General features: G+C 71.1%; 16 protein-coding genes. 5 read left to right on the plus strand and 11 right to left on the minus strand.

What is annotated here, in order from left to right:
* The first annotated feature begins 64 nt into the window (after positions 1-64).
* Both GTY96_RS02105 and acnA read left to right on the plus strand, forming a co-directional pair.
* Complete coding sequence (locus GTY96_RS02105) at positions 65-1342, plus strand: phospholipase D-like domain-containing protein (protein WP_143898004.1); 1278 nt, start codon at positions 65-67, stop codon at positions 1340-1342.
* Between the two features lie 128 nt (positions 1343-1470).
* On the plus strand, positions 1471-4206 hold the full coding sequence (acnA, locus tag GTY96_RS02110; RefSeq protein ID WP_143898006.1) for an aconitate hydratase AcnA: 2736 nt from the start codon (positions 1471-1473) through the stop codon (positions 4204-4206).
* A gap of 73 nt (positions 4207-4279) precedes the next feature.
* Here acnA and GTY96_RS02115 read toward each other — a convergent pair whose 3' ends face one another.
* From GTY96_RS02115 to GTY96_RS02140, 6 genes are all read right to left on the minus strand, one after another.
* Positions 4280-4711: an HD domain-containing protein gene (locus GTY96_RS02115; protein WP_143898008.1), complete on the minus strand. Its 432-nt coding sequence runs from the start codon at positions 4709-4711 to the stop codon at positions 4280-4282.
* A 35-nt stretch (positions 4712-4746) separates the two neighbouring features.
* On the minus strand, positions 4747-5373 hold the full coding sequence (locus GTY96_RS02120; protein WP_161663714.1) for a hypothetical protein: 627 nt from the start codon (positions 5371-5373) through the stop codon (positions 4747-4749).
* A gap of 8 nt (positions 5374-5381) precedes the next feature.
* A complete protein-coding gene (locus GTY96_RS02125; protein WP_143898012.1) occupies positions 5382-6479 on the minus strand; it encodes a PilW family protein in 1098 nt (365 codons plus the stop codon).
* Positions 6476-7075, minus strand: a complete 600-nt coding sequence (locus GTY96_RS02130) for a type IV pilus modification PilV family protein (RefSeq protein ID WP_143898015.1) — start codon at positions 7073-7075, stop codon at positions 6476-6478. Before GTY96_RS02130 ends, GTY96_RS02125 begins: the two co-directional genes overlap by 4 nt.
* The gene (locus tag GTY96_RS02135) at positions 7072-11265 is read right to left on the minus strand and encodes a pilus assembly protein (RefSeq protein ID WP_235685287.1); all 4194 of its coding nucleotides are present in this window, start codon (positions 11263-11265) and stop codon (positions 7072-7074) included. Before GTY96_RS02135 ends, GTY96_RS02130 begins: the two co-directional genes overlap by 4 nt.
* Before the next feature lie 241 nt (positions 11266-11506).
* Entirely contained in the window at positions 11507-11896 is a 390-nt protein-coding gene (locus tag GTY96_RS02140) for a peptide chain release factor-like protein (protein ID WP_143898019.1), read from the minus strand.
* 252 nt (positions 11897-12148) lie between these two features.
* Here GTY96_RS02140 and GTY96_RS02145 point away from each other — a divergent pair, with 252 nt between their 5' ends.
* Complete coding sequence (locus GTY96_RS02145; RefSeq protein ID WP_143898021.1) at positions 12149-12703, plus strand: YceI family protein; 555 nt, start codon at positions 12149-12151, stop codon at positions 12701-12703.
* Positions 12704-12771: 68 nt separating this feature from the next.
* Entirely contained in the window at positions 12772-13467 is a 696-nt protein-coding gene (locus GTY96_RS02150) for a pirin family protein (RefSeq protein ID WP_143898023.1), read from the plus strand.
* A 17-nt stretch (positions 13468-13484) separates the two neighbouring features.
* Here GTY96_RS02150 and GTY96_RS02155 read toward each other — a convergent pair whose 3' ends face one another.
* Positions 13485-14192: a hypothetical protein gene (locus GTY96_RS02155; protein WP_161663715.1), complete on the minus strand. Its 708-nt coding sequence runs from the start codon at positions 14190-14192 to the stop codon at positions 13485-13487.
* An 83-nt stretch (positions 14193-14275) separates the two neighbouring features.
* Positions 14276-15175, minus strand: coding sequence for a histone deacetylase family protein (locus GTY96_RS02160; protein WP_143898027.1), 900 nt, complete (start codon positions 15173-15175; stop codon positions 14276-14278).
* Between the two features lie 128 nt (positions 15176-15303).
* Between GTY96_RS02160 and GTY96_RS02165 the strand changes: the two genes are divergently transcribed.
* A complete protein-coding gene (locus tag GTY96_RS02165) occupies positions 15304-16722 on the plus strand; it encodes a vWA domain-containing protein (RefSeq protein WP_201755759.1) in 1419 nt (472 codons plus the stop codon).
* A gap of 49 nt (positions 16723-16771) precedes the next feature.
* Here the strand turns inward: GTY96_RS02165 and GTY96_RS02170 are convergent, their stop codons facing one another.
* The 3 genes from GTY96_RS02170 to GTY96_RS02180 form a co-directional block, all read right to left on the minus strand.
* Complete coding sequence (locus GTY96_RS02170) at positions 16772-18427, minus strand: hypothetical protein (RefSeq protein ID WP_161663716.1); 1656 nt, start codon at positions 18425-18427, stop codon at positions 16772-16774.
* The gene (locus tag GTY96_RS02175; protein WP_143898029.1) at positions 18424-19257 is read right to left on the minus strand and encodes an ABC transporter ATP-binding protein; all 834 of its coding nucleotides are present in this window, start codon (positions 19255-19257) and stop codon (positions 18424-18426) included. The genes GTY96_RS02170 and GTY96_RS02175 overlap by 4 nt, the downstream gene beginning before the upstream one ends.
* 84 nt (positions 19258-19341) lie before the next feature.
* Positions 19342-19722, minus strand: a complete 381-nt coding sequence (locus GTY96_RS02180) for a response regulator (protein ID WP_014394116.1) — start codon at positions 19720-19722, stop codon at positions 19342-19344.
* Position 19723: the final 1 nt, after the last annotated feature.

The following is a 19723-nucleotide window of genomic DNA, read 5'->3' on the forward strand; positions in this document are numbered from 1 at the left end:
CCAGGGAGGCGAGCAGGGCCTGTCCGGGTTGCCGGTCCCTCCCTCCGTTCCCACCCTCAATCGCGTGAGGCGCGAGCGGGTAGGGGAGGACGGGCAGTCAGAAGGATGGGGGGCCCCGGCGGCGCCCGGCCTGGCGCGTTCGCCGGAGCCGGTGCCGGAGCACGGCCCGGTGTGGAGCGCCGGGGTGTCCCGCAGGCTGCTCGCCCGCTACTACCTGCCCCTGCGGCACACCACCCTCCAGGGCAACGCGTGCCGGCTCCTGCGCGACGGCGTGGAGGCCTACCCGGAGATGCTGGAGGCCATCCGCCGCGCGCGCCGCTCCATCCGCCTGGAGACGTACATGTTCGTCACCGACGCGGTGGGCGAGCTGTTCGGCCAGGCGCTGGCGGAGGCCGCCGAGCGCGGCGTGCACGTGAAGGTGCTCTACGACGCGGTGGGGTCCTGGGCCAGCCGCCGCAGCTTCTTCGAGTCCCTGCGCCAGCGCGGCGTGGACGTGCGCGCCTTCAAGCCCTTCAGCCTCCAGCGCGGGCTGCGCTACCTGCTGCGTCGCGACCACCGGAAGATCCTCGTGGTGGACGGCACGGTGGCCTTCACGGGCGGGGTGAACATCGCCGCGCACTGGGCGCCGGAGGGGCAGGGCGTCGCCTGGCGCGACGACGTGCTGAGGATCGAAGGCCCCGCGGTGCACGAATTGGAGCGCCGCTTCCTCGCCACGTGGCGGATGATGTTCCGCGACCGCCTGAGCCGCCTTCGCCGGCGGATCCGCGGCGGGGCCCCCGCGGCGGCGCCCGTGTCTCGAAAAGGTGACGTGGGGCTGGCGGTGCTGTCCAGCCGCCGCAGCATCCACCGCGCCTATCTGCACGCCATCCAGCGCGCCCGGGCGAGCGTGCTCATCGCCGCGGGCTACTTCGTGCCGGACCGGCGCATGGTGGCCGCGCTCAAGGACGCGGCGAAGCGGGGCGTGGAGGTGCGCCTGCTGCTCAACGGCGGCAAGAGCGACCACCCCTTCCTGGAGCACGCCACGCGCGCCTTCTACGAGCCCCTGATGGACGCCGGCATCCGCATCTTCGAGTGGCGCCGGGGCGTGCTCCACGCGAAGACAGCGGTGGTGGACGGCGTTTGGGGCACCATCGGTTCCTTCAACCTGGAACGGCTGTCGCTGGCCTTCAACCACGAGGTCAACGCGGTGTTCGCGGATCCCCGGCTGGGGGCCACCCTGGAGGACTCGTTCCGCCTGGATTGCGGCCACTGTCGCGAGGTGGACCTGGCCGAGTTCCGCCGCCGGCCCCTCTGGCAGAAGGCCGTGGAGCGCGTGCTGTACTTCTTCCGGAAGGTCCTCTGAGCGGGGCCGTAAGCCCGGGGTCCGAGCCAAGCGTCCGCCGCCTTCAACGCAGTGCAGGAACCCTTTGCATGCCGGGGGTGACACGCCTAGAAGTTGCCTCATTCCGGCACGGAAGGACGGCAACGCACATGACGGACAGTTTCGGCACCAAGGCCAAGCTCAAGGTGGGCTCGGCCTCCTATGAATTCTTCAGCCTGGCCACGCTGGCGAAGGCCCACCCGGCGGTCAACCGCCTCCCGTTCTCGCTGAAGGTGCTGCTGGAGAACCTGCTGCGCAACGAGGACGGCCGCGTCGTCAAGCGCGAGCACATCGAGAAGATGCTCGCCTGGGACCCCAAGGCCGCCCCGGAGACCGAAATCTCGTTCCACCCCGCGCGCGTGCTGCTCCAGGACTTCACCGGCGTGCCCGCCGTCGTGGACATGGCAGCCATGCGCGAGGCGCTCGCCGCCATGGGCGGTGACCCGGCGAAGATCAACCCGCGCAACCCGGCGGACCTGGTCATCGACCACTCGGTGCAGATCGACTCCTTCGCCACCACCGCGGCCTTCAAGGAGAACGCGGAGCTGGAGTTCGAGCGCAACCGCGAGCGCTACGCCTTCCTGCGCTGGGGCCAGAGCGCGTTCAAGGGCTTTGGCGTGGTGCCGCCGGACATCGGCATCTGCCACCAGGTGAACCTGGAGTTCCTGGCGCAGGTGACGTTCCGCCAGGGCAGCACCGTGTACCCGGACACGCTCGTGGGCACCGACAGCCACACGACGATGATCAACGGCCTGGGCGTGGTGGGCTGGGGCGTGGGCGGCATCGAGGCGGAGGCCGCGCTGCTGGGCCAGCCCATCACGATGCTGATTCCGCAGGTGGTGGGCTTCAAGCTCACCGGCAAGCTGCCCGCGGGCGCCACCGCCACGGACCTGGTGCTCACGGTCACGCAGATGCTCCGCAAGAAGGGCGTGGTCGGCAAGTTCGTGGAGTTCTACGGCGAGGGCCTGAAGAACCTGTCCCTGCCGGACCGCGCCACCATCGCGAACATGGCCCCGGAGTACGGCGCCACCATCGGCTTCTTCCCCGTGGACGAGGAGAGCTGCAACTACCTGCGCTTCACCGGCCGCCCGGATGACGTCGTCGCGCTGACGGAGGCGTACGCGAAGGAGCAGGGCCTGTGGTTCAACGCCGGCGCCGAGGAGCCCCTCTTCAGCGACACGCTGGCGCTGGACCTGGCCGCCGTGGTGCCCAGCCTCGCGGGCCCCAAGCGCCCGCAGGACCGCGTGCCCCTGAAGGACATGAAGGCCGGCTACGAGTCGTCGCTCGTGGAGATGCTGTCCGCCGGCAAGAGCAAGGGCGAGGACGACGAGGGCCCCAAGGGCGGCGCCAAGGCCCCCGCGGCCCCGGTGCCCCCGGAGCGGCTGGCCCAGACCGTCACCGTGAAGGCGGGCAAGCAGAGCTACCAGGTGGGCCACGGCGCGGTGGTCATCGCGTCCATCACCTCCTGCACCAACACGTCCAACCCGGCGGTGCTGGTGGCCGCGGGCATCCTGGCGAAGAACGCGGTGGAGAAGGGCCTCAAGCCGCAGCCCTGGGTGAAGACGTCGCTGGCCCCGGGCAGCCGCGTCGTCACCGAGTACCTGCGTGACGCGGGCCTGCTGCCCTACCTGGAGGCCGTGGGCTTCCACGTCGTGGGCTACGGCTGCACCACCTGCATCGGCAACTCCGGCCCGCTGCCGGAGCCGGTGTCCAACGCGGTGGTGGAGGGCGACCTCGTGGTGGCCGCGGTGCTGTCCGGCAACCGCAACTTCGAGGGCCGCATCAACCCGCACGTGCGCATGAACTACCTGGCCAGCCCCCCGCTCGTGGTGGCGTACGCGCTGGCCGGTGAAGTGGGCCGCGACCTGGACACGGAGCCGCTGGGCACGGACCCCAACGGCCGCCCGGTGTTCCTCAAGGACATCTGGCCGTCCAACGAGCAGATCAAGGAGACCATCCGCACCGCGGTGAAGCCGGAGCAGTTCCGCAGCCAGTACGCCAACGCCATGGAAGGCGACACGCTCTGGCAGCAGCTCCAGGTGAGCAAGGGCTCCACGTTCCAGTGGGACGCCAAGTCCACCTACGTGCGCAAGCCGCCCTTCTTCGAGAACCTCCCGAAGGAGCCCAAGGCCGTCCAGGACATCAAGGGCGCGCGCGTGCTGGCGCTGCTGGGTGACTCCGTCACCACGGACCACATCTCCCCCGCGGGCAACATCGCCAAGACGAGCCCGGCGGCGAAGTACCTGATGGCGGAGGGCGTGGAGCCCAAGGACTTCAACTCCTACGGCGCCCGCCGCGGCAACCACGAGGTGATGGTGCGCGGCACCTTCGCCAACATCCGCCTGAAGAACCTGCTGGTCCCCGGCGTGGAGGGCGGCGTCACGGTGCACATCCCCACCCGCGAGCGGATGAGCATCTACGACGCGTCCATGAAGTACCAGGCGGACGGCACGCCCCTGGTGGTGCTGGCGGGCGCCGAGTACGGCACCGGCTCCAGCCGCGACTGGGCGGCCAAGGGCACGCAGCTGCTGGGCGTGAAGGCCGTCATCGCCAAGAGCTTCGAGCGCATCCACCGCTCCAACCTCGTGGGCATGGGCGTGCTGCCCCTGCAGTTCGAGGCGGGCCAGGACGCGCAGTCGCTGGGCCTCACCGGCCACGAGACGTTCGAAATCACCGGCATCGCGGACGGGCTGGCGCCGCAGAAGAAGCTCACCGTGAAGGCCACCGGTGAGAACGGCACCCGCGAGTTCACGGCGCTGTGCCGCATCGATACGCCGAACGAGCTCGACTACTACCGCAACGGCGGCATCCTCCAGTTCGTGCTCCGCCAGCTCGCCAAGGCGTAGCGCGCGACACGGAGTCGGTGGTTCGCGGCCCGGCCGCCCTCGCATCCGGAGGGTCGCCGGGCCGTCGTCGTTCCTACGGCGCGCCTTCCGCGCGCAGGCGCGTCCAGGCGGCCACGTAGCGCGACAGGCGCTCCGCGTCCTTGGGCGTGACGTCCTTCAGCCGGCGCACGTCCATGTTGTCCTCCAGGTCCGCCAGCTTCACGCGGCGGGCCAGGGGGTGGGGACGCAGCCGTTCGATGAAGGCCTCGTAGCTTTCGCCGTCGCGCTTCGTGAGGCAGTCCAGCGCGGACAGCACGTCCTCCGCGTAGCCCATGCCGCGCAGGCGCTCCAGCGTGTAGGGCGTGTCCTCCACCACGTCGTGGAGGACGGCCACGGTGCGCTCCGCGTCCGAAGCCAGGCGCAGCATCACCCGCAGCGGGTGGAGGATGTAGGGTTGTCCGGCCTTGTCGCGCTGACCCTGGTGCGCGGCCACCGCCAGGGCGATGGCGTCTTCGAGCGTGGGCATGGGCCCCAGCTTCGCACGCCTGGAGGGCGGGGGCTTCAGCGGTTCAGGTTGCCGGAGCCCGTGCCGCCCGCCGTCTGCGCCGTGTAGGCCTGACCGCCGCCGTTGTACTGGAGGATGCCCTCCACGGCGAGGCCGGTGGGGTCCAGCGTGTTGGCGTTGCCCCGGCGCGGAATCAGCGTCTCGCTGATGCACAGCGCGCCCACCACCACCTGCTGATCATTGTCGCGGTTCCACTCGGGCGGGAGCGGCTTGAACTCGTCCTCGTTGTCCCGGATGTAGAGGTACACGTCGTCCTTGCCGTCGCCGTCCAGGTCCGCGAACAGCGCGGGGTTGGCCGTCTTGATGGCCGCGCGCCCGCCTGGTGTGCGCGGATCCGCGGGCGCCGGGTTGGTGGGCGAGGCGACCGGGTCGTAGACGGACGGCATGCTCAGGAAGGTGTTCCACTGGGCGTAGTTGCGGCCGAAGTAGCCGCGCGCCAGTTGCAGGCCGCTCTCCGCGCAGCCCTGCCGCTGGCCGGTGCGGCTGTAGGAGACGGCGCGGGTGCGCTCGCTGCCGGCGTAGGCCATGACGCCGGCCACCAGGCCCAGCAGCACGGTGACGAGCAGCACGACGAGCAGCAGCGTGGCGCCGCGGGGGGAACGGGAGTGGGGGCGCGGGGACATGAAGGGGCTCACAGGCTGGCCGAGGCCAGGTTGGGCAGCTCGGCCCGGCGCGAGAAGAGGCTGCGGAAGTAGCCATCCGCGGGAGCCAGGGCGGGGGTGTGGTTCTCCACCGCGATGGGCAGGTCCTCGGAGAGCACCGCCTGGTTCTGCGTGTCGCGGCGGGGCGTGCGGCCGGTGGCCACCACGCTGATGCGCACGGAGCGCAGGCCCGGCGTGTACTCGGGCTTGAGGCCGTTCTGGAAGTCGTAGCGGACGGGGTCGCCCGTGTTCGAGGCGTCGATGCCGAAGGCCACCTGGAAGTCCTCCACGAAGTCCTGCACCACCACCGGGTCGCTCATGTCCGTGAAGGGCCGCCCCGCCACGTCGGTGCCGGGCCTGCCCTCCGCGCGCATCAGCGCCTTGCGGCCGTTGACGGGGTTGCGCCCGATGAAGAAGTGCAGCAGCCGCACCGGGTACACCAGGTCGCCGCGCTGGAAGCCGCCCTTGTGGGGCGCGTTGGAGAAGCCCGGCACGCCGGTCTCCGCGTAGTTCACCGTGGCCGTGGGAGGGGTGCTGCTCACCGCCGCCTGGGTGAGCAGCGCGGCGCTCTTCATGTTGCTGGCCACCATCATCGGGTTGGCGGGCGCGGCGCCGCTGGGGGCGCCCACGCAGTTGACCTGCAGGGCCCCGGTGCCCGGCTGCACCACCGTCATCGCCGCGCCGGGCGCGCAGTCGCGGCCCAGGTAGTTGCGGTCCGGCACCACCAGCCACAGGTCGTCGCTGCCGTCCATGCCCGGCGCGTTGCCGGAGGTGGTGGCGGCGAGCACGCCCGCGCCGGCGCCGTCCCCGCCGAAGACGGGGTTGATGCGCTGGGGAATGCCCCCGGACACCACCCAGAGGCCCTCGGACATGCCCGCCCCGGCCTGACGCACCGCGGACAGCAGCGTCTCACCCGCGAGGCGCGCGTTGTCGTGGCTGTCCGCCACGTGCTCCGTGTTGTGCACCACGCGCCCGCCCGCGAGCAGCAGGGCCGCGGCGGCCGCGAGCACGATGGCGGCGAGCGCCGCGGCCACCATCGTCTCCAGCAGGGTCATGCCTCGCGTCCGGGCTCCGTTCGGGGTCCTCATTGGACGAACACCTCGCTGTGGACGATGGCGCGCTCCACGCTGTCGCCCTTGCGGTACGCGCGCGTCCAGAAGGTGAAGGGCAGCGCGCCCGCGGGCACCATCGCCTGGGCCGCGGGGGGCAGGTCGCGAGGCAGCCCCTTCGTCACCAGCACCTCCCGGCAGTAGACGTCGCGGGGGAGGACCGCGTCCGGGGTGGTGGCGGCGCAGGGCGTGCCGGCCGCCACGTCCAGGGCCGGCTCCACCTGTCCCGTGGGCCGCACGCGGAAGTAGGCGCCGGTGCCCACGTCGCCGGCCTGCGGCAGGCTGGGGTCCAGCTGCCAGGGCGCCGTGCCCAGGGCCAGCTGCGGAGGGAAGAGCGCGGGCGCGGTGACGGCCTGGTTCGCGAGGTCCGCCTTGGACGCGAGCCACAGCCGCTGCACGCGTGCCTCCAGCAGCATGCGCCGGCCCTGGAGCACCTGGCCGTCCTTCACGTCGCGCGTGGCGGCCACCATGCCCATCACGGCGCCCACGGCGGCCAGCGCCAGGACGCTCATGGAGATGAGGACCTCCAGGATGCCGCTGCCCCGCCGCGAGGCGGATGGGGGAGGGGGCCTCATTCGAAGAACCTCTGGCTCCAGTTGAGGAGCTGGTAGAGCACGCCGTTCTCGCCGTTCACGGAGTCCTTCGCGTTGGGGCTGGAGGCGCCCGCGTTGGTGGTGTTGTCGATGCGCGTGACGCGCAGGGCGCTGACCTCCGCGCCAACCACGTAGTCCTGGGACGTGCCGCCGTTGTCGCGGTGGTAGACGGCCACGCCGCCGTAGTTGGCCAGCGATGATCCGCTCATGGGGGTGATGGCCCGCTGGGACGTCCCGGTGTTGCCCAGGTCGATGCTGTACGTGCGGCCCCGGACGGAGGCGCTGAGCAGCATGGGGTCGTTGATGGACTCCTCCGCGGTGCTGAAGTACGCGGTGCGCCCGGCGATGGTGATGTTGCCGTAGACGTGCTCCGGGGCGGAGAAGATGAGCGGGAAGGGCGAGGGCTCCTGGAGCACGCCGTAGCTGGTCGCCTCCGAGTGGGCCAGGCCCGCGGAGAGGGGCGCGCCGTCCAGCCGCCTGCCGTCCATGCCCAGCGGCAGCCGCAGCTCCGGATCCAACAGCAGGGCGTGGAAGCGGCCCGCCACCGAATCCGGCACCCAGTCCATGCCGGCGGTGCCCACCAGCGCCACGGTCTTGCCCTTGTACGGGCCGAAGGCGGAGGCGTTCGTCGCGTCGCGGGGGATGCGCGCCAGCCCCACGTTGGTGCTGATGGGCTGGCTGGTGGCGGGCAGCCCGCCGATGTTCATCGCGGCGTACTTGCAGGGCGCGGCCTCACTGCACGCGGGGCCCATGCGCGCCACGTTGACGTTGATGCCGGTGGACGCGTCCAGCTCCCAGAGCCGGCCCTCCATGTCGCCCACGTAGAGGCGCGCGGCGCCGTTCAGGTCCTGCGCCACGGTGGGCGCGGCGGGCGCGCTGTTGTCCACGGAGGTGGAGTAGGGCTTCTGCCACTGCCAGAGCTTCTGACCGGTGGCCACGTCGATGGCGAACACCTGCACGCCCTTGGCGGCCGAACCCGGCGAGCCCGCCACGGGCGGCGCGCCGGAGCTGCTGGAGGCGACGAAGACCGCGTAGACGGGCTCCATGCCCAGCCGGCCCACGCCCACGGACAGGCCCCGGGAGCCGCCCAGGCCGCTGTAGTCATAGAGGCCGCTCGGCTGCCGGCCGGCGTCGGCGCGGGGCGGCAGCTGGAAGGCGCTGGTGTCCTCGTCCCAGGTGTACGTCCAGTCCATTCCGCCCTGGCCCCGGTCCGCGAGCGCCACCGCCGAGTGCGGCGCGCTGGACGTCGCGTAGTGGCTGCCCACCAGGTGCCACAGCAGCACCGGCTTGAGCGGGTTGGTGACGTCCAGGGCGAACAGGTCCCGGCCCGTCTGGCCCACGTTGGCCACCAGCACGGTGTGCCACTCGCGGCGGCCCGTGCCCACGAAGTCCGCGAACACGTCGAACACGGCGGGCGCGCTGTTCACCCGCGCGGTGTTGTTGCGCAGCCCCACCAGCTGCGTGGCGGGCAGGAAGCTCCACAGCTCCGTGCCGGGCGCGGGCGGAGTGCCGGAGCGGAAGCGCTGGGCGAAGTCCGTCTTGAAGCGCAGGGTGGCGTCCGGGTTGGGGAACTGGAGGTTCTCCAGGGGGCCGTTGTAGCGCGCGCCGCCGGACACGTAGAAGGCGTGCAGCTGGCCGTCCAGGCCCGCCGCGTAGGCCACGGTGGGCCTGGGATTGTCGCGGTCCAGGACGTGGGCGCTGGCGGGCACCACCACGGGCGACGAGTGGATGAAGCCGCCCAGGTGCGCCCGGTTGTCCGCGGCGTCGTTGTTGCACTGCGAGTTGCTGGGCTCGAGGATGGGCGTCTCGCCGGCGCCGTCCCGGCCGGACACCGTGGCGTAGCAGTAGCCGCGCACCCGCTGGAGCATCATCGCCACCGCGTTGAAGTCGGTGGTGAGCTGGATCTTGTTGACCACCTCATTGGTCAGGCCGAAGTCCGTGCCGCCCAGCTGGGGCGAGTACTGCGTCGCCTGCTGCAGGTCGCAGATGCCGTCGCTGCCCCTCACGAAGTCGAAGCGGAAGGTGCCGTCGCGCGACGTGGCGCGGCTGAGCTTGAGCACGTCCACGCAGCCGGGGTTGGGGGAGGCGCCGAAGTTCTTGTTGATGCGCGTGCCGGAGACCTCCTCTGGCACCCAGCCCACCTGCAGGACCCCGTGCGGCGCGGAGCGGTTGGCCCCCAGCGGCGGGTTCACCGTCACCTCGCCGCCGAAGTACGTGAAGAGGTTGCGCTCCCCTGGCGCGGGCATGCGCGCGTCCGCGTTCCACAGGGTGCCGTCCGACAGCGAGTTGTCCCCCACGGAGAGCGCATCCCCGCCGATGAGGGAGTGCGCGCGCAGCGTGCCCGGGTAGTAGGGGAACACCCAGTGCGAGCCCTGCGCGGGGGTGTACGTGTCCGCGCCGGGGGGATAGCCCGTCACCGCGTTGTACGAGGTCTTGAACAGCACGGCGCGCGACCCGTTGGTGTCGCTGCCGTTGGTGTCGTCCAGCGCCACCGGGGCGGACACGGTGCGCTCGCTCTGCAGCGGTTCGGAGCCCAGGTTGAGCAGCGTGTTGAGCACGACGCGCGTGCCCGCGACGCTTCCCTTGAAGTCGTGGCCCGCCAGATAGACGATGGTCGCCTTCTGCGGATCATTGTCCTTCTGGTTGAAGGAGAAGAAGTCGTGGCCGCGCTGGGCGTTCGCGGCCACCTGCGTCGCGTTGTCGTAGCGGTCCCCGGGCGCGTACTGCGTCCAGCTCACCGCCAGCCGCCGCACGCCATCCTTGTAGGGCGTCTTGTAGTTCTCCGTGTGGCCCGCCACGTTGTTGAAGCGGAAGTCGCCCATCTGGGAGAAGGGGTCGCCCGGGTTGGGGTAGAGGACGCACGCGGGCCGGGGCGAGGACTCGGTGCGGTAGTCCGGGTCCGTGCAGTTGCGGCCGTTCCAGGTCGCGCCATTGGTGAGCAGGTTCCTCTCGAAGACGCCGTCGCCCTGGAAGCGCGAGGACTGCACCAGGGCGCCGTCCGGACGGTAGGTGCGCTCGTAGGACCAGATGCTGGCGCACTCCGCGAAGAGGCCGTTGCCGCGCTGGTTGGTGAAGAACGCGATGTTGTTGAGGACGTTCTCCGCCTGGTTGGTAGCGCCATCCCCGTTGCGGCTGTACTCGGAGCGGGTGCTGTCGCCAATCTCCCAGTGCGGCGCCCAGAACACGCGGTAGCGCGGGCGCTGCGTGGTGGCGTCCACGGCGTTGAGCAGGCCGTGGGGGAAGCTCGCGGTGGAGATGAGGTCCGCGTTGGCGTGGAGCGCGTCGTAGATGAGGCCGGGCCGTCCCCGGTTGAGGTTGCACGTGGTGGTGGTGCCCTGGGGGCATCCGCCCGCGCCCTCGAAGTCCAGGCCGGCGTTGCGCAGGTAGTCGTCCAGCATGCCGCCCTTCACGTACGAGCTGTCGCGGGCGTCGTGGTCGTGGCGGTCCAGCAGGGCGATCTTCGGGGGCACGCGGTTGAGGCGCCGGCCAATGGGGGCGTTGAACTCAATGGTGGCCTGGTGCATGCGCACGTAGAAGCAGCCGCTGTTGTTGCGGAAGGTGTCGCAGCTGCACGTCGTGCGGAACTTGTTCGGCGCGTCCGGCCCGGCGCTGGAGTTGAGGAAGTCGAGCGCGTTCTTCGCGTCCTGCGCGTCGATGATGAACGCGCCGCCCATGTACTGGACGTCGCGGAAGTTGCTGGCCGTGTTGAGCGTCGTGCTCGCGAAGTTCGGCCGCGCCTCGTTCGTGGTGGTGGTGAAGTTGTCCAGGCTCCCTTCCGGGAACAGGCCCCCTGGGGGCAGCGGCTGGAGGGGCGGCACCGGGACGACGGGCGCCCTGTCCGCGCGCGAGATGTGGAAGTCGCAGCCGTCATTCCAACTGGGGTCGTCCCACCGCCCGTTGTTCGGCGCGGGAGGCAGGTGCTTGTTGGTGGGCACGCACCGGTTGGGGGACTGCTTCGTGTCGTCGATGGCCAGGTACACCGTCACCGGGTGGTTGGCGTTGAAGCCGCCCGCTTCATTGGCCTGAAGCAGGCGCCACACCAGACCGTAGGCGGACAGGGTTCCGCAGCCCTGCTGGAACGTGGCCTGCTCCGGGATGATGAGCGCGCCCTGGCTGAAGGTGACGATGTCCGTCGCCGATGCGGGCAGGGATGCCAGCAACGCCAGCCCCAACAGGACTCGACGCGACGAAGAGGCTCCAAGGGAGGAGGGTGCCAAGGTTCCACCGGGGGTGAGGGCCTGTGGACCCCTCGGGTCAGGGGCCACCCCATGGCGTGTGCACACGGTGTGCCCCGGCATGGAGAGGTCCGTCTCCAGGGGAAGACCTGGAAAGAAACCGTGGCGTTGTGGGCAAGCGACGTCAGCGGCTACGCAAAGCTTGCGGGGTCCGCACGGGCTGCATAGCGCGAACTACTTAGTCGCCCAGCTTGCCGCCGCGGCCGGCCTTCTTCTCGGAGGTGCGCTTCTTCTCCTCCAGGCGGCGCCGCTTGGAGCCCAGCGTGGGACGGGTGGCCTTTCGCACCTTGGGGACGAACGTGAGGGCCTGGAGTCCCGCGCGCAGGCGGCGCACGGCGGTGTCCTTGTTCTGGGACTGGCTGCGGCGCTCGGTGGCGGTGACGGACAGCTCGGTGGGCGGGTGGGAGAGGCGCACGCCGCTGGCCGTGGTGTTGCGGTGCTGGCCGCCGGGCCCGGAGGCGATGAAGAACTCCACGTCGCACACCTTCAGCAGGGCCTCGTCATCCAGGGCGAGGGCCGCCCGGGCGGCCTGGCGTCGTGCGGGAGCGATGGGTGCGGTCGGCGTCATGGCAGTCCTCAAGGTAGCGCCCGGGGGACGCCTCCGGTACCGCCCACCTGACACCCGCGCGCCCACACCTCGCCCCGGTCCCTCCGCGCGTGGTCCGGGGGCCTCTCCAAATGAGTGGGAGGATTATCGATTTGAGAGTGCTTGGCGCCGGAGCTGGGATTCGCTTCAGGAATTCCCGTGGGTTGCGGGTGGCCTGAGGGTTGCTCTGGAGGGGGGTATCCACTCGCTGGACCCCTCCCGGAGGACTTCCCCATGGCCTACCAGACCTGGCAGCTCGACACGACCCACAGCACCGTTGGCTTCACGGTGCGGCACATGGTGGTCGCGAAGGTGCACGGCCGCTTCACGCGCTTCGAGGGCAAGCTCACGCTCAACGGCGACGACTTCACGAAGGCGTCGGTGGAGGTGAAGCTGGATGCGGCGAGCATCGACACCGGCGTGGAGGCGCGTGACAACCACCTGCGCTCGCCGGACTTCTTCGACGTGGCGGCGTTCCCGAAGCTCATCTTTCGCAGCCGGCGCGTGGAGGCCGTGAAGGACGGCCACTACCGCGTGGTGGGCGACCTGACGGTGCGCGACCAGACGCACGAGGTGACGTTGGACGCGGAGCTGCTGGGCCGCGCGAAGGACCCGTTCGGCACCGAGCGCATCGCGTTCCAGGCGACGACACACCTGGACCGCAAGCGGTTCGGGCTCACCTGGAACCAGGCGATGGAGGCGGGCGGCGTGCTGGTGGGCGAGCGCGTGGACATCCACCTGGACGTGCAGGCCGTCCCCGCCACGCAGCCGGCGGACAAGGCGGCGTGACGGCGGCGCGCTCCATGCGTGCGGCGGGAGCGCGCGGCGTGCAGTGAAACAAGCAGGAGGGAACACCCATGATCTACGTCCGGACCTCGGAAGCCCGGGGCCATGCCCACCACGGCTGGCTCGACACCCACCACACCTTCTCCTTCGCGGACTACTACGACCCGGACTTCATGGGGTTCCGCTCGCTGCGCGTCATCAACGAGGACACCGTCGCGGCGCGCCGGGGCTTTGGCAAGCACCCGCACCGGGACATGGAGATCCTCACGTACGTGGTGAGCGGCGCGGTGGAGCACCGCGACAGCATGGGCACGCAGTCGGTCATCCGGCCGGGCGAGGTGCAGCGCATGAGCGCGGGCACGGGCGTGCTGCACAGCGAGATGAACCCGCTGGATGAGCCCCTGCATCTGCTGCAGATCTGGCTGCTGCCGGAGCGCCAGGGCCTGCCGCCCGGCTACGAGCAGAAGCGCTTCGCGACCGAGGAGCGGCGGGGCCGCTTCCGCGTGGTGGCGTCGCGCGATGGGCGGGAGGGGTCGCTCACGGTGCACCAGGACGTGGTGCTGTCCGCCACGGAGCTGGGGGCTGGCGAGCGCGTGGAGTACGCGCTCGCGCCCGGCCGCCACGCGTGGCTCCAGATCATCCGGGGCGAGGCCACCCTCAACGGGGTGGCGCTCCAGGCCGGTGACGGCGCCGCCGTGTCGGAGGAGACGGCGCTGGCCTTCGCCGCGAAGGCGCCCACGGAGGCGCTGCTCTTCGACCTGGCGTGAGGCCCGCTTGAAGGCGCTCAGCTCTGGTTCACGTTGAACGTGAAGCCCGTCTTGGCGACGCGGCCGTCCGGCGCGGTGGCCACGAACTTCACGATGTAGGGCAGGCCGGTGAGCGAGCGATCCGGCAGGACGCGGATCTGCGCGGTCGTCTGACCTTCCTCCAGGGTGAGCGCGTCGGCCGTGAGGCGCTTGCTGGGCGTCTCGAGCGTGATGACGAGCGGGCCGGTGAAGCCCTCCGCGCGGGTCACGGTCACGGTCGTCACGCCGCGCTGGCCCGGGATGAGGTTCACCTGGCGGGGCTCCACGGCGATGGAGAAGTCCGGATTGGGCTCGGGCGGCTCCAGGAGGGCCACGGAGATGCCGCCGGTGGCGGTGACGTTGTTGGCCGGGTCCTCCGCGACGAGCTGCAGCGCGCGCACGCCGTAGTCCCGGGTGCTGGGCGACACGGTGAGGGTGGCCGTGGTCCTGACGAGGGTCTCTCCCTCCGGAATGGAGAAGTCCGGGCCAAAGGTGACGCCCTGGGGGGCGGCCGCCGTGCGGATCTTCACCTCCCCCAGGTTGTCCGCGATGCGCTGGACGGCGATCTCATAGGGGACGCTGTCGCCGGGCGCCACGGTGACGGTGTCCAGGCCCGCCCAGTCCAGACGGTAGTACGGCCCCCCGCTGCCGCAGCCCAGGGCCAGCGCGCAGGCGAGGATGGCGAGACGGGGGAGGGGACGCGACATGGAGGGCTCCAGGGGTGGCGAGGCAGGGATGAGCATGGGGCCGGGGCACGCGTGCCCGCAAGCGGCCGGGGGGAAGGGCGGCGTCAGCGAAACAACGAACAGGCCGCCAGATAAGTCCCGACGTGGGCCTCCAGCGATGGCGTCAGCGGCCTCGAGTAGCCCCCACCCAGCGTGAGGACCACCGGCACGCCGCGCTCGCGCGCGGCGCCCAGGACGCGCAGGTCCCGTTCGCGCAGTCCGGCATGGGTGAGGGACAGCCGGCCCAGGGTGTCCTCCGCCAGGGGATCCACTCCGGCCTGGAAGAAGAGCAGGTCGGCGTGCGCGGACTCCAGGACGTGGGGCAGGTGGGCGTCGAGCGTGGCCAGGTACTCCGCGTCACCCGTGCCGTCCTCCAGCCCCAGGTCCAGGTGCGAGGGCTGCTTGCGGAAGGGGAAGTTGTGCTCTCCGTGCATGGAGAAGGTGAAGACGGACGGGTCCCCCGCGAAGGTGGCCGCGGTGCCGTTGCCCTGGTGCACGTCCAGGTCCACCACCACCGCGCGGCGGATGGCGCCCTCGGCCTGGAGGACGCGGATGGCCACGGCGATGTCGTTGAAGACACAGAAGCCCTCCCCGTGGTCGGGGAAGGCGTGATGCGTGCCGCCGGCCAGGTGCGCGCCGAAGCCATCCTCCAGGGCGGCGCGGGCGGCGGCCAGCGTGCCTCCCACGGAGGCGCGGGCGTTGTCCACGAGCAGGGGCGACCAGGGAAAGCCCAGCCGGCGCAGCTCCGCGTCGGTGAGGGTGCCGCCGAAGAAGGCGTCCAGATAGCGCGGGGTGTGCACGCGCTCCAGGTCGGCCCGCTCCGCTCGGGGCGCCTCGAAGAGGGAGGCCGGGGACAGGATGCCGCGCGCGAGCAGCAGCTCCCGCAGCAGGCGGTACTTCTCCATGGGAAAGCGGTGCCCTTCAGGCAGGGGGACGCTGTACCGGTCCAGGTGGAAGACGCGCACGGACCCGGGGCGTAACGCCCGTTCCGGAGGGGTGCAACCGGGCGCGTAGATCTTCCGGCGGGCCCGTTCGTTACAGGGACAAGCGGCACGCGATGCCCGCCCCGCCGCCCGTTTCCTGGAGCCCACCCATGAACCTGAAGCCCCTCTCGCGGGCCGTCTTGACGGCCGCGCTCGCCACCGGTCTGTCCGCTGCCTCCGCCCTGGCCTCCACGCCCGTCGTCCCCGTCCACGAGAGTGTGCCCCCGCCCCCCGAGCCGCGGTCCGCGGCCCCCGTGACGCCGGGCCCCAAGCCGGTCGCGCCGGATGCCTTCTCGAAGCCCGCCGAAAAGGGGACGCCCCCGAAGGCCGATGGAAAAGGGACGTCCGCGAAGCCCGCCGAAAAGGGGACGCCCCCGAAGGCCGATGGAGCCGGGACGTCCGCGATGCCTCCTCCGCAGGCGGCGGCCCCCACGGGCCAGGGCGCGCAGGCTCAAGGCGGAGCGCAGCAGGGGGCCCAGCCGGAAATCGAGGTGGCCTTCGTGCTGGACACCACCGGGTCCATGAGCGGCCTGCTGGAGGGCGCGAAGCAGAAGATCTTCTCCATCGCGTCGCGCATCGCGAAGGGCACGCCCACGCCGCACCTGAAGGTGGCGCTGGTGGCCTACCGCGACGTGGGGGACGCCTATGTGACGAAGCGCTTCGACCTGAGCGACGACATGGACTCCATGTTCGCGGAGCTGCGCAAGCTCCAGGCGGACGGGGGCGGGGACTTCCCCGAGCACGTGGGCCGCGGGCTGGGCGAGGCGGTGTCGCTGCTCAAGTGGAACCAGAACCGCGAGGTGATGAAGGTCATCTTCCTGGTGGGTGACGCGCCCCCCGCGGAGCGCGAGGCCGCCTGGGACTTCAAGCTGTGGTCCAAGCGCGCGAAGGAGCGCCACATCGTGGTGAACACGGTGCGCTGCGGAGTGGACTCCAGCACCGAGGAGTCCTGGCGCTACGTGGCGAAGCTGACGGACGGGACGTTCGACTCCATCGACGCGTCGGGCGGCATGGTGGCGGTGGCCACGCCCTATGACGCGGAGCTGTCCCGCGTGAACGCGGAGCTGGCGTCGAAGACGCTCTACGGCGGGCGCAAGGAGGCGCAGCTCGCCAACCGGGCCCGCGCGGAGGCCACCAAGGGCATGGCCGCGGAGGCCGTCGCGGACCGCATCAGCTACATGAAGAAGAGCCGGGGCGTGGGCATGAGCGCCCCCAGCGCCGCGGCGGTCAGCAGCGCGCCCATGGCGGTGGGCGGCGCGGTGGACCTGCTGGAGAAGCCCGCCGCGCTCGACACCCTCAAGGACGACGAGCTGCCCACGGAGCTGCAGGGCCTCAAGAAGGAGGAGCAGGCCGCGAAGGTGAAGCAGCTGTCCGCCGAGCGCAAGGTGCTGGAGGAGAAGGTCGCGAAGCTCGCCACCGAACGCGACCAGTGGCTCGTGAAGAACGCGCCCGCCAAGGAGGACGCCTTCGACGCCAACGTGATGAAGAGCGTGAAGACCCAGGCGGCGAAGTTCGGCGTCGCCTACTGAGCGGCTCGCAGCGGCGGGAGCGGGGCCCGTGCGTGCCCCGCTTCCGTCGCTATTCGCGCGTCACCGCCCGGAGCACCACCTCCCGGCGCTGGTCCAACAGGCGCATCGCCAGGGGCCGCGCGAGGCGGTAGACGCCGAAGTTGAACACCGCGAAGGCGGCGATGAAGGCCACCGAGTGCCAGCCCGGCCCGTCCTTCCCCGCCATCCTCAGCGCGTGGCCAAAGGGCATGCAGCCCACGCTGGCGGCGAGGATGCCCAGCATGGACGCGGTGAGCGGCACCTTGTCCCGCCGCTTGAGGCTCGCGTGGAACTTCACCGGGAAGTACAGCGACAGGAAGTTGCCCGCGGCCAGCAGCATGGGCACCACCGCCGCCACCGAGGCCATGGCGCACAGGAAGTCCACCCACGTGCCCGCGCCGAAGTACACCCGGTAGAAGACGCCCACCAGCACCGCCATCCCCAGCGCCGCCACGCCCTGCACCCGGTTCTTCGCGCGCAGCACGTCCGCCAGGGTCATGGGCGCCGCGAGGAACACCGCGAAGCCGTGACCGTCATACGCGAAGGTGTTCTGCGAGAACGTGGAGGCGATGACCACCGCGCCATAGATGCTCAGGCCGCCCATCACCCACGCGTCCGCGCTGTGGCCCAGCAGGTACACGAAGAGGTCCCGGCCGGAGAGCAGCTTCAGCAGGATGGCCAGGATGAAGGGCACCGCCGCCAGCAGCCGCGCGCGCGGGTTGCGCCACAGGTCCAGCACCTCGCGCCGCACCAGCGTGTCGAAGCGCGAGCCCGTGGTGGCGAACGGATCCGCGTCCCTGCCGTCCGCCCGCGCGCCGCCGGAGCGGCCCGCCTGCCGGTGGAAGCGCAGGAGCAGCGAGTACGCCACCGCCATGCCCACGCAGGTGAAGAACAGCAGGCCCAGGGCCTCCAGGAGCGCGATGCCCACGCGCCCGTGGGCCAGCTGTCCCAGCCCATCCCCGAAGAAGCCCGGCGGCACCTGGCTGAGCGCCACCGCCGCGTTGATGATGAGGCTCATGTCCAGCGCGCTCACGCCCGCGTCGCCCACGCTCGTCAGCCAGGACGTGTCGATGGGCGGGATGAACGACGCGGCCACCAGGAAGGCCACCATGCCGCCGCCCATGATGCGCGCGCTGTGCTTCTCCCGGAGCACGTTGATGACCGTGTAGAGGCCCACCCGGCTCCACGCCGCGCACAGGAGCGCGAACAGCACATAGAGCACCACCGCCAGCCACGGCGCCGCCAGCCGGTGGCGCGACGCATAGCCCACCGCCGCGCCGGTGAGGGGCGCGTAGAACACGAGCGCTCGGGGCTCGAAGAGGCTCGCCACCGTGGAGCCCATCAAGAGCCGGAACGGGGAGATGGGGAACGCCGCGTAGCGCGACAGCTCCGAGTGGTCATCCACGCCCGCGGACAACAGCGGCCACGTCACCCACGTGGCCGCGGTGACGAAGCACAGCAGGTTGAGGATGAAGTAGGGCCACACGTTGCTGTGCACGATGAGCGGCAGGCGCATCAGCTTGAAGAAGGACAGGCCCAGCAGCACGCCCGGCGCGCTGGAGCCCAGGAACGCCGCCACCGCGAGCAGGCGGCTCTTGCCCGGGCCCTGGTTGAGCCCCAGGTGCAGACGCAGGCCCCAGAGCAGCAGCAGGTGCTGGAAGAAGCCGGGGACCTTCGGGCGGCTCACGCGGACTCCCGGCGCAGCGGCAGCACGTTGTCCGTGGGCCCCGAGTAGAACGACAGCTTCGCGTTGCGCGCGGCCGGCACGGCGACCAGCTTCTCGAACACCGCCTCCAGCGTGGGCGCGCCGTGGCGCTGGCGCAGCTCCTCCACCGGGCCCTGGTCCAACATCCGTCCGCCCCGGATGACGCCCGCGTGCGTGGCCAGCCGCTCCGCGATCTCCAGCACGTGCGTGGTCAGCAGCAGCGTCACGCCCCGGCGGCTCAGCTCCCGCAGCAGGTCGCGGATCACGCCCGCGGCGAGCACGTCGATGCCTTCGAAGGGCTCATCCAGCAGCACCAGCTCCGGCGCGTGGATGAGCGCCGCGGCGATGGCGAGCCGGCGGCGCATGCCCTTGGAGTACTCCGCCACCAGCGCGCCGGCCTTGTACGTGAGCTCCGTCAGCTCCAGCAGCTCCACCGCGCGCGCCGCGGCCTCCGCGCCGTCCAGTCCGTACATGCGCGCGCAGAAGGTGAGGTATTGCCGGCCGGTGAGCCGCTCGAAGAGGCTCAGCTCCTCTGGCACCACGCCCACGCGCTGCTTCACCTCCAGCGGCCGGGCCACCGCGTCCACGCCGAGCATGCGGATGGTGCCCTGGTCGGGCCCGTACACGCCGGTGAGCAGGGCGATGGAGGTGGACTTGCCGGCGCCGTTGGGGCCCAGGTACGCGTAGAAGGCGCCCTTGGGGATCCGCAGCTCCAGGCCATCCAGCGCGGTGAAGGTGCCGAAGCGCTTGACCAGGCCGCGCGCGTCGATGGCCAGCTCGGGGCCGGCGGGTTCGGAAGAGGGGGGCGTCATGAAGGACGCCATCACACCACGTCCCCAGGGGTCGCCGACAATCCTCGGGTTGACGGATGCCTCGCTCCGCTGGTTGCTCGCGGCTCAGTGCACCATGGCCACCTCCGGCGGCCCGACGATCTGCTGCACGGTGGTGCGCACCTTGTCCAGGTCCACCGGCTTGGAGATGTAGCCGGCGGCGCCCACCAGCTCCGCCTCCCACTCAAAGCCGTAGCCGGAGATGATGATGATGGGCAGGTTGCGCGCCCGCGGCATCTTCTTGAGCGCGTCCAGCAGCCCCCAGCCGCTCATGACGGGCATCCGCAGGTCCAGCAGCACGGCGCCCGGGATGTCGTCCTCCAGCAGATCCAACGCCTCGCGGCCGTTCTTGGCCTCGATGGTGGCGTAGCCCATCTCCTGGAGGGCATCGCAGATGAGCGTGCGGTGACTCGCGTCGTCGTCGACGACCAGGATGAAGTTCGACATG

The sequence above is a fragment of the Corallococcus silvisoli genome, from assembly GCF_009909145.1.
GTDB classification, from domain to species: domain Bacteria; phylum Myxococcota; class Myxococcia; order Myxococcales; family Myxococcaceae; genus Corallococcus; species Corallococcus silvisoli.

Bases quoted from the DNA above. Each gene is read 5' to 3' on its own strand.
- GTY96_RS02175 (WP_143898029.1), bottom strand. From the start codon at position 19,257: ATGACGCCCCCCTCTTCCGAACCCGCCGGCCCCGAGCTGGCCATCGAC.
- GTY96_RS02130 (WP_143898015.1), bottom strand. From the start codon at position 7,075: ATGAGGCCCCCTCCCCCATCCGCCTCGCGGCGGGGCAGCGGCATCCTG.
- GTY96_RS02140 (WP_143898019.1), bottom strand. From the start codon at position 11,896: ATGACGCCGACCGCACCCATCGCTCCCGCACGACGCCAGGCCGCCCGG.
- GTY96_RS02180 (WP_014394116.1), bottom strand. From the start codon at position 19,722: ATGTCGAACTTCATCCTGGTCGTCGACGACGACGCGAGTCACCGCACG.
- GTY96_RS02165 (WP_201755759.1), top strand. From the start codon at position 15,304: ATGAACCTGAAGCCCCTCTCGCGGGCCGTCTTGACGGCCGCGCTCGCC.
- GTY96_RS02155 (WP_161663715.1), bottom strand. From the start codon at position 14,192: ATGTCGCGTCCCCTCCCCCGTCTCGCCATCCTCGCCTGCGCGCTGGCC.
- GTY96_RS02145 (WP_143898021.1), top strand. From the start codon at position 12,149: ATGGCCTACCAGACCTGGCAGCTCGACACGACCCACAGCACCGTTGGC.
- acnA (WP_143898006.1), top strand. From the start codon at position 1,471: ATGACGGACAGTTTCGGCACCAAGGCCAAGCTCAAGGTGGGCTCGGCC.
- GTY96_RS02125 (WP_143898012.1), bottom strand. From the start codon at position 6,479: ATGAGGACCCCGAACGGAGCCCGGACGCGAGGCATGACCCTGCTGGAG.
- GTY96_RS02120 (WP_161663714.1), bottom strand. From the start codon at position 5,373: ATGTCCCCGCGCCCCCACTCCCGTTCCCCCCGCGGCGCCACGCTGCTG.
- GTY96_RS02150 (WP_143898023.1), top strand. From the start codon at position 12,772: ATGATCTACGTCCGGACCTCGGAAGCCCGGGGCCATGCCCACCACGGC.
- GTY96_RS02115 (WP_143898008.1), bottom strand. From the start codon at position 4,711: ATGCCCACGCTCGAAGACGCCATCGCCCTGGCGGTGGCCGCGCACCAG.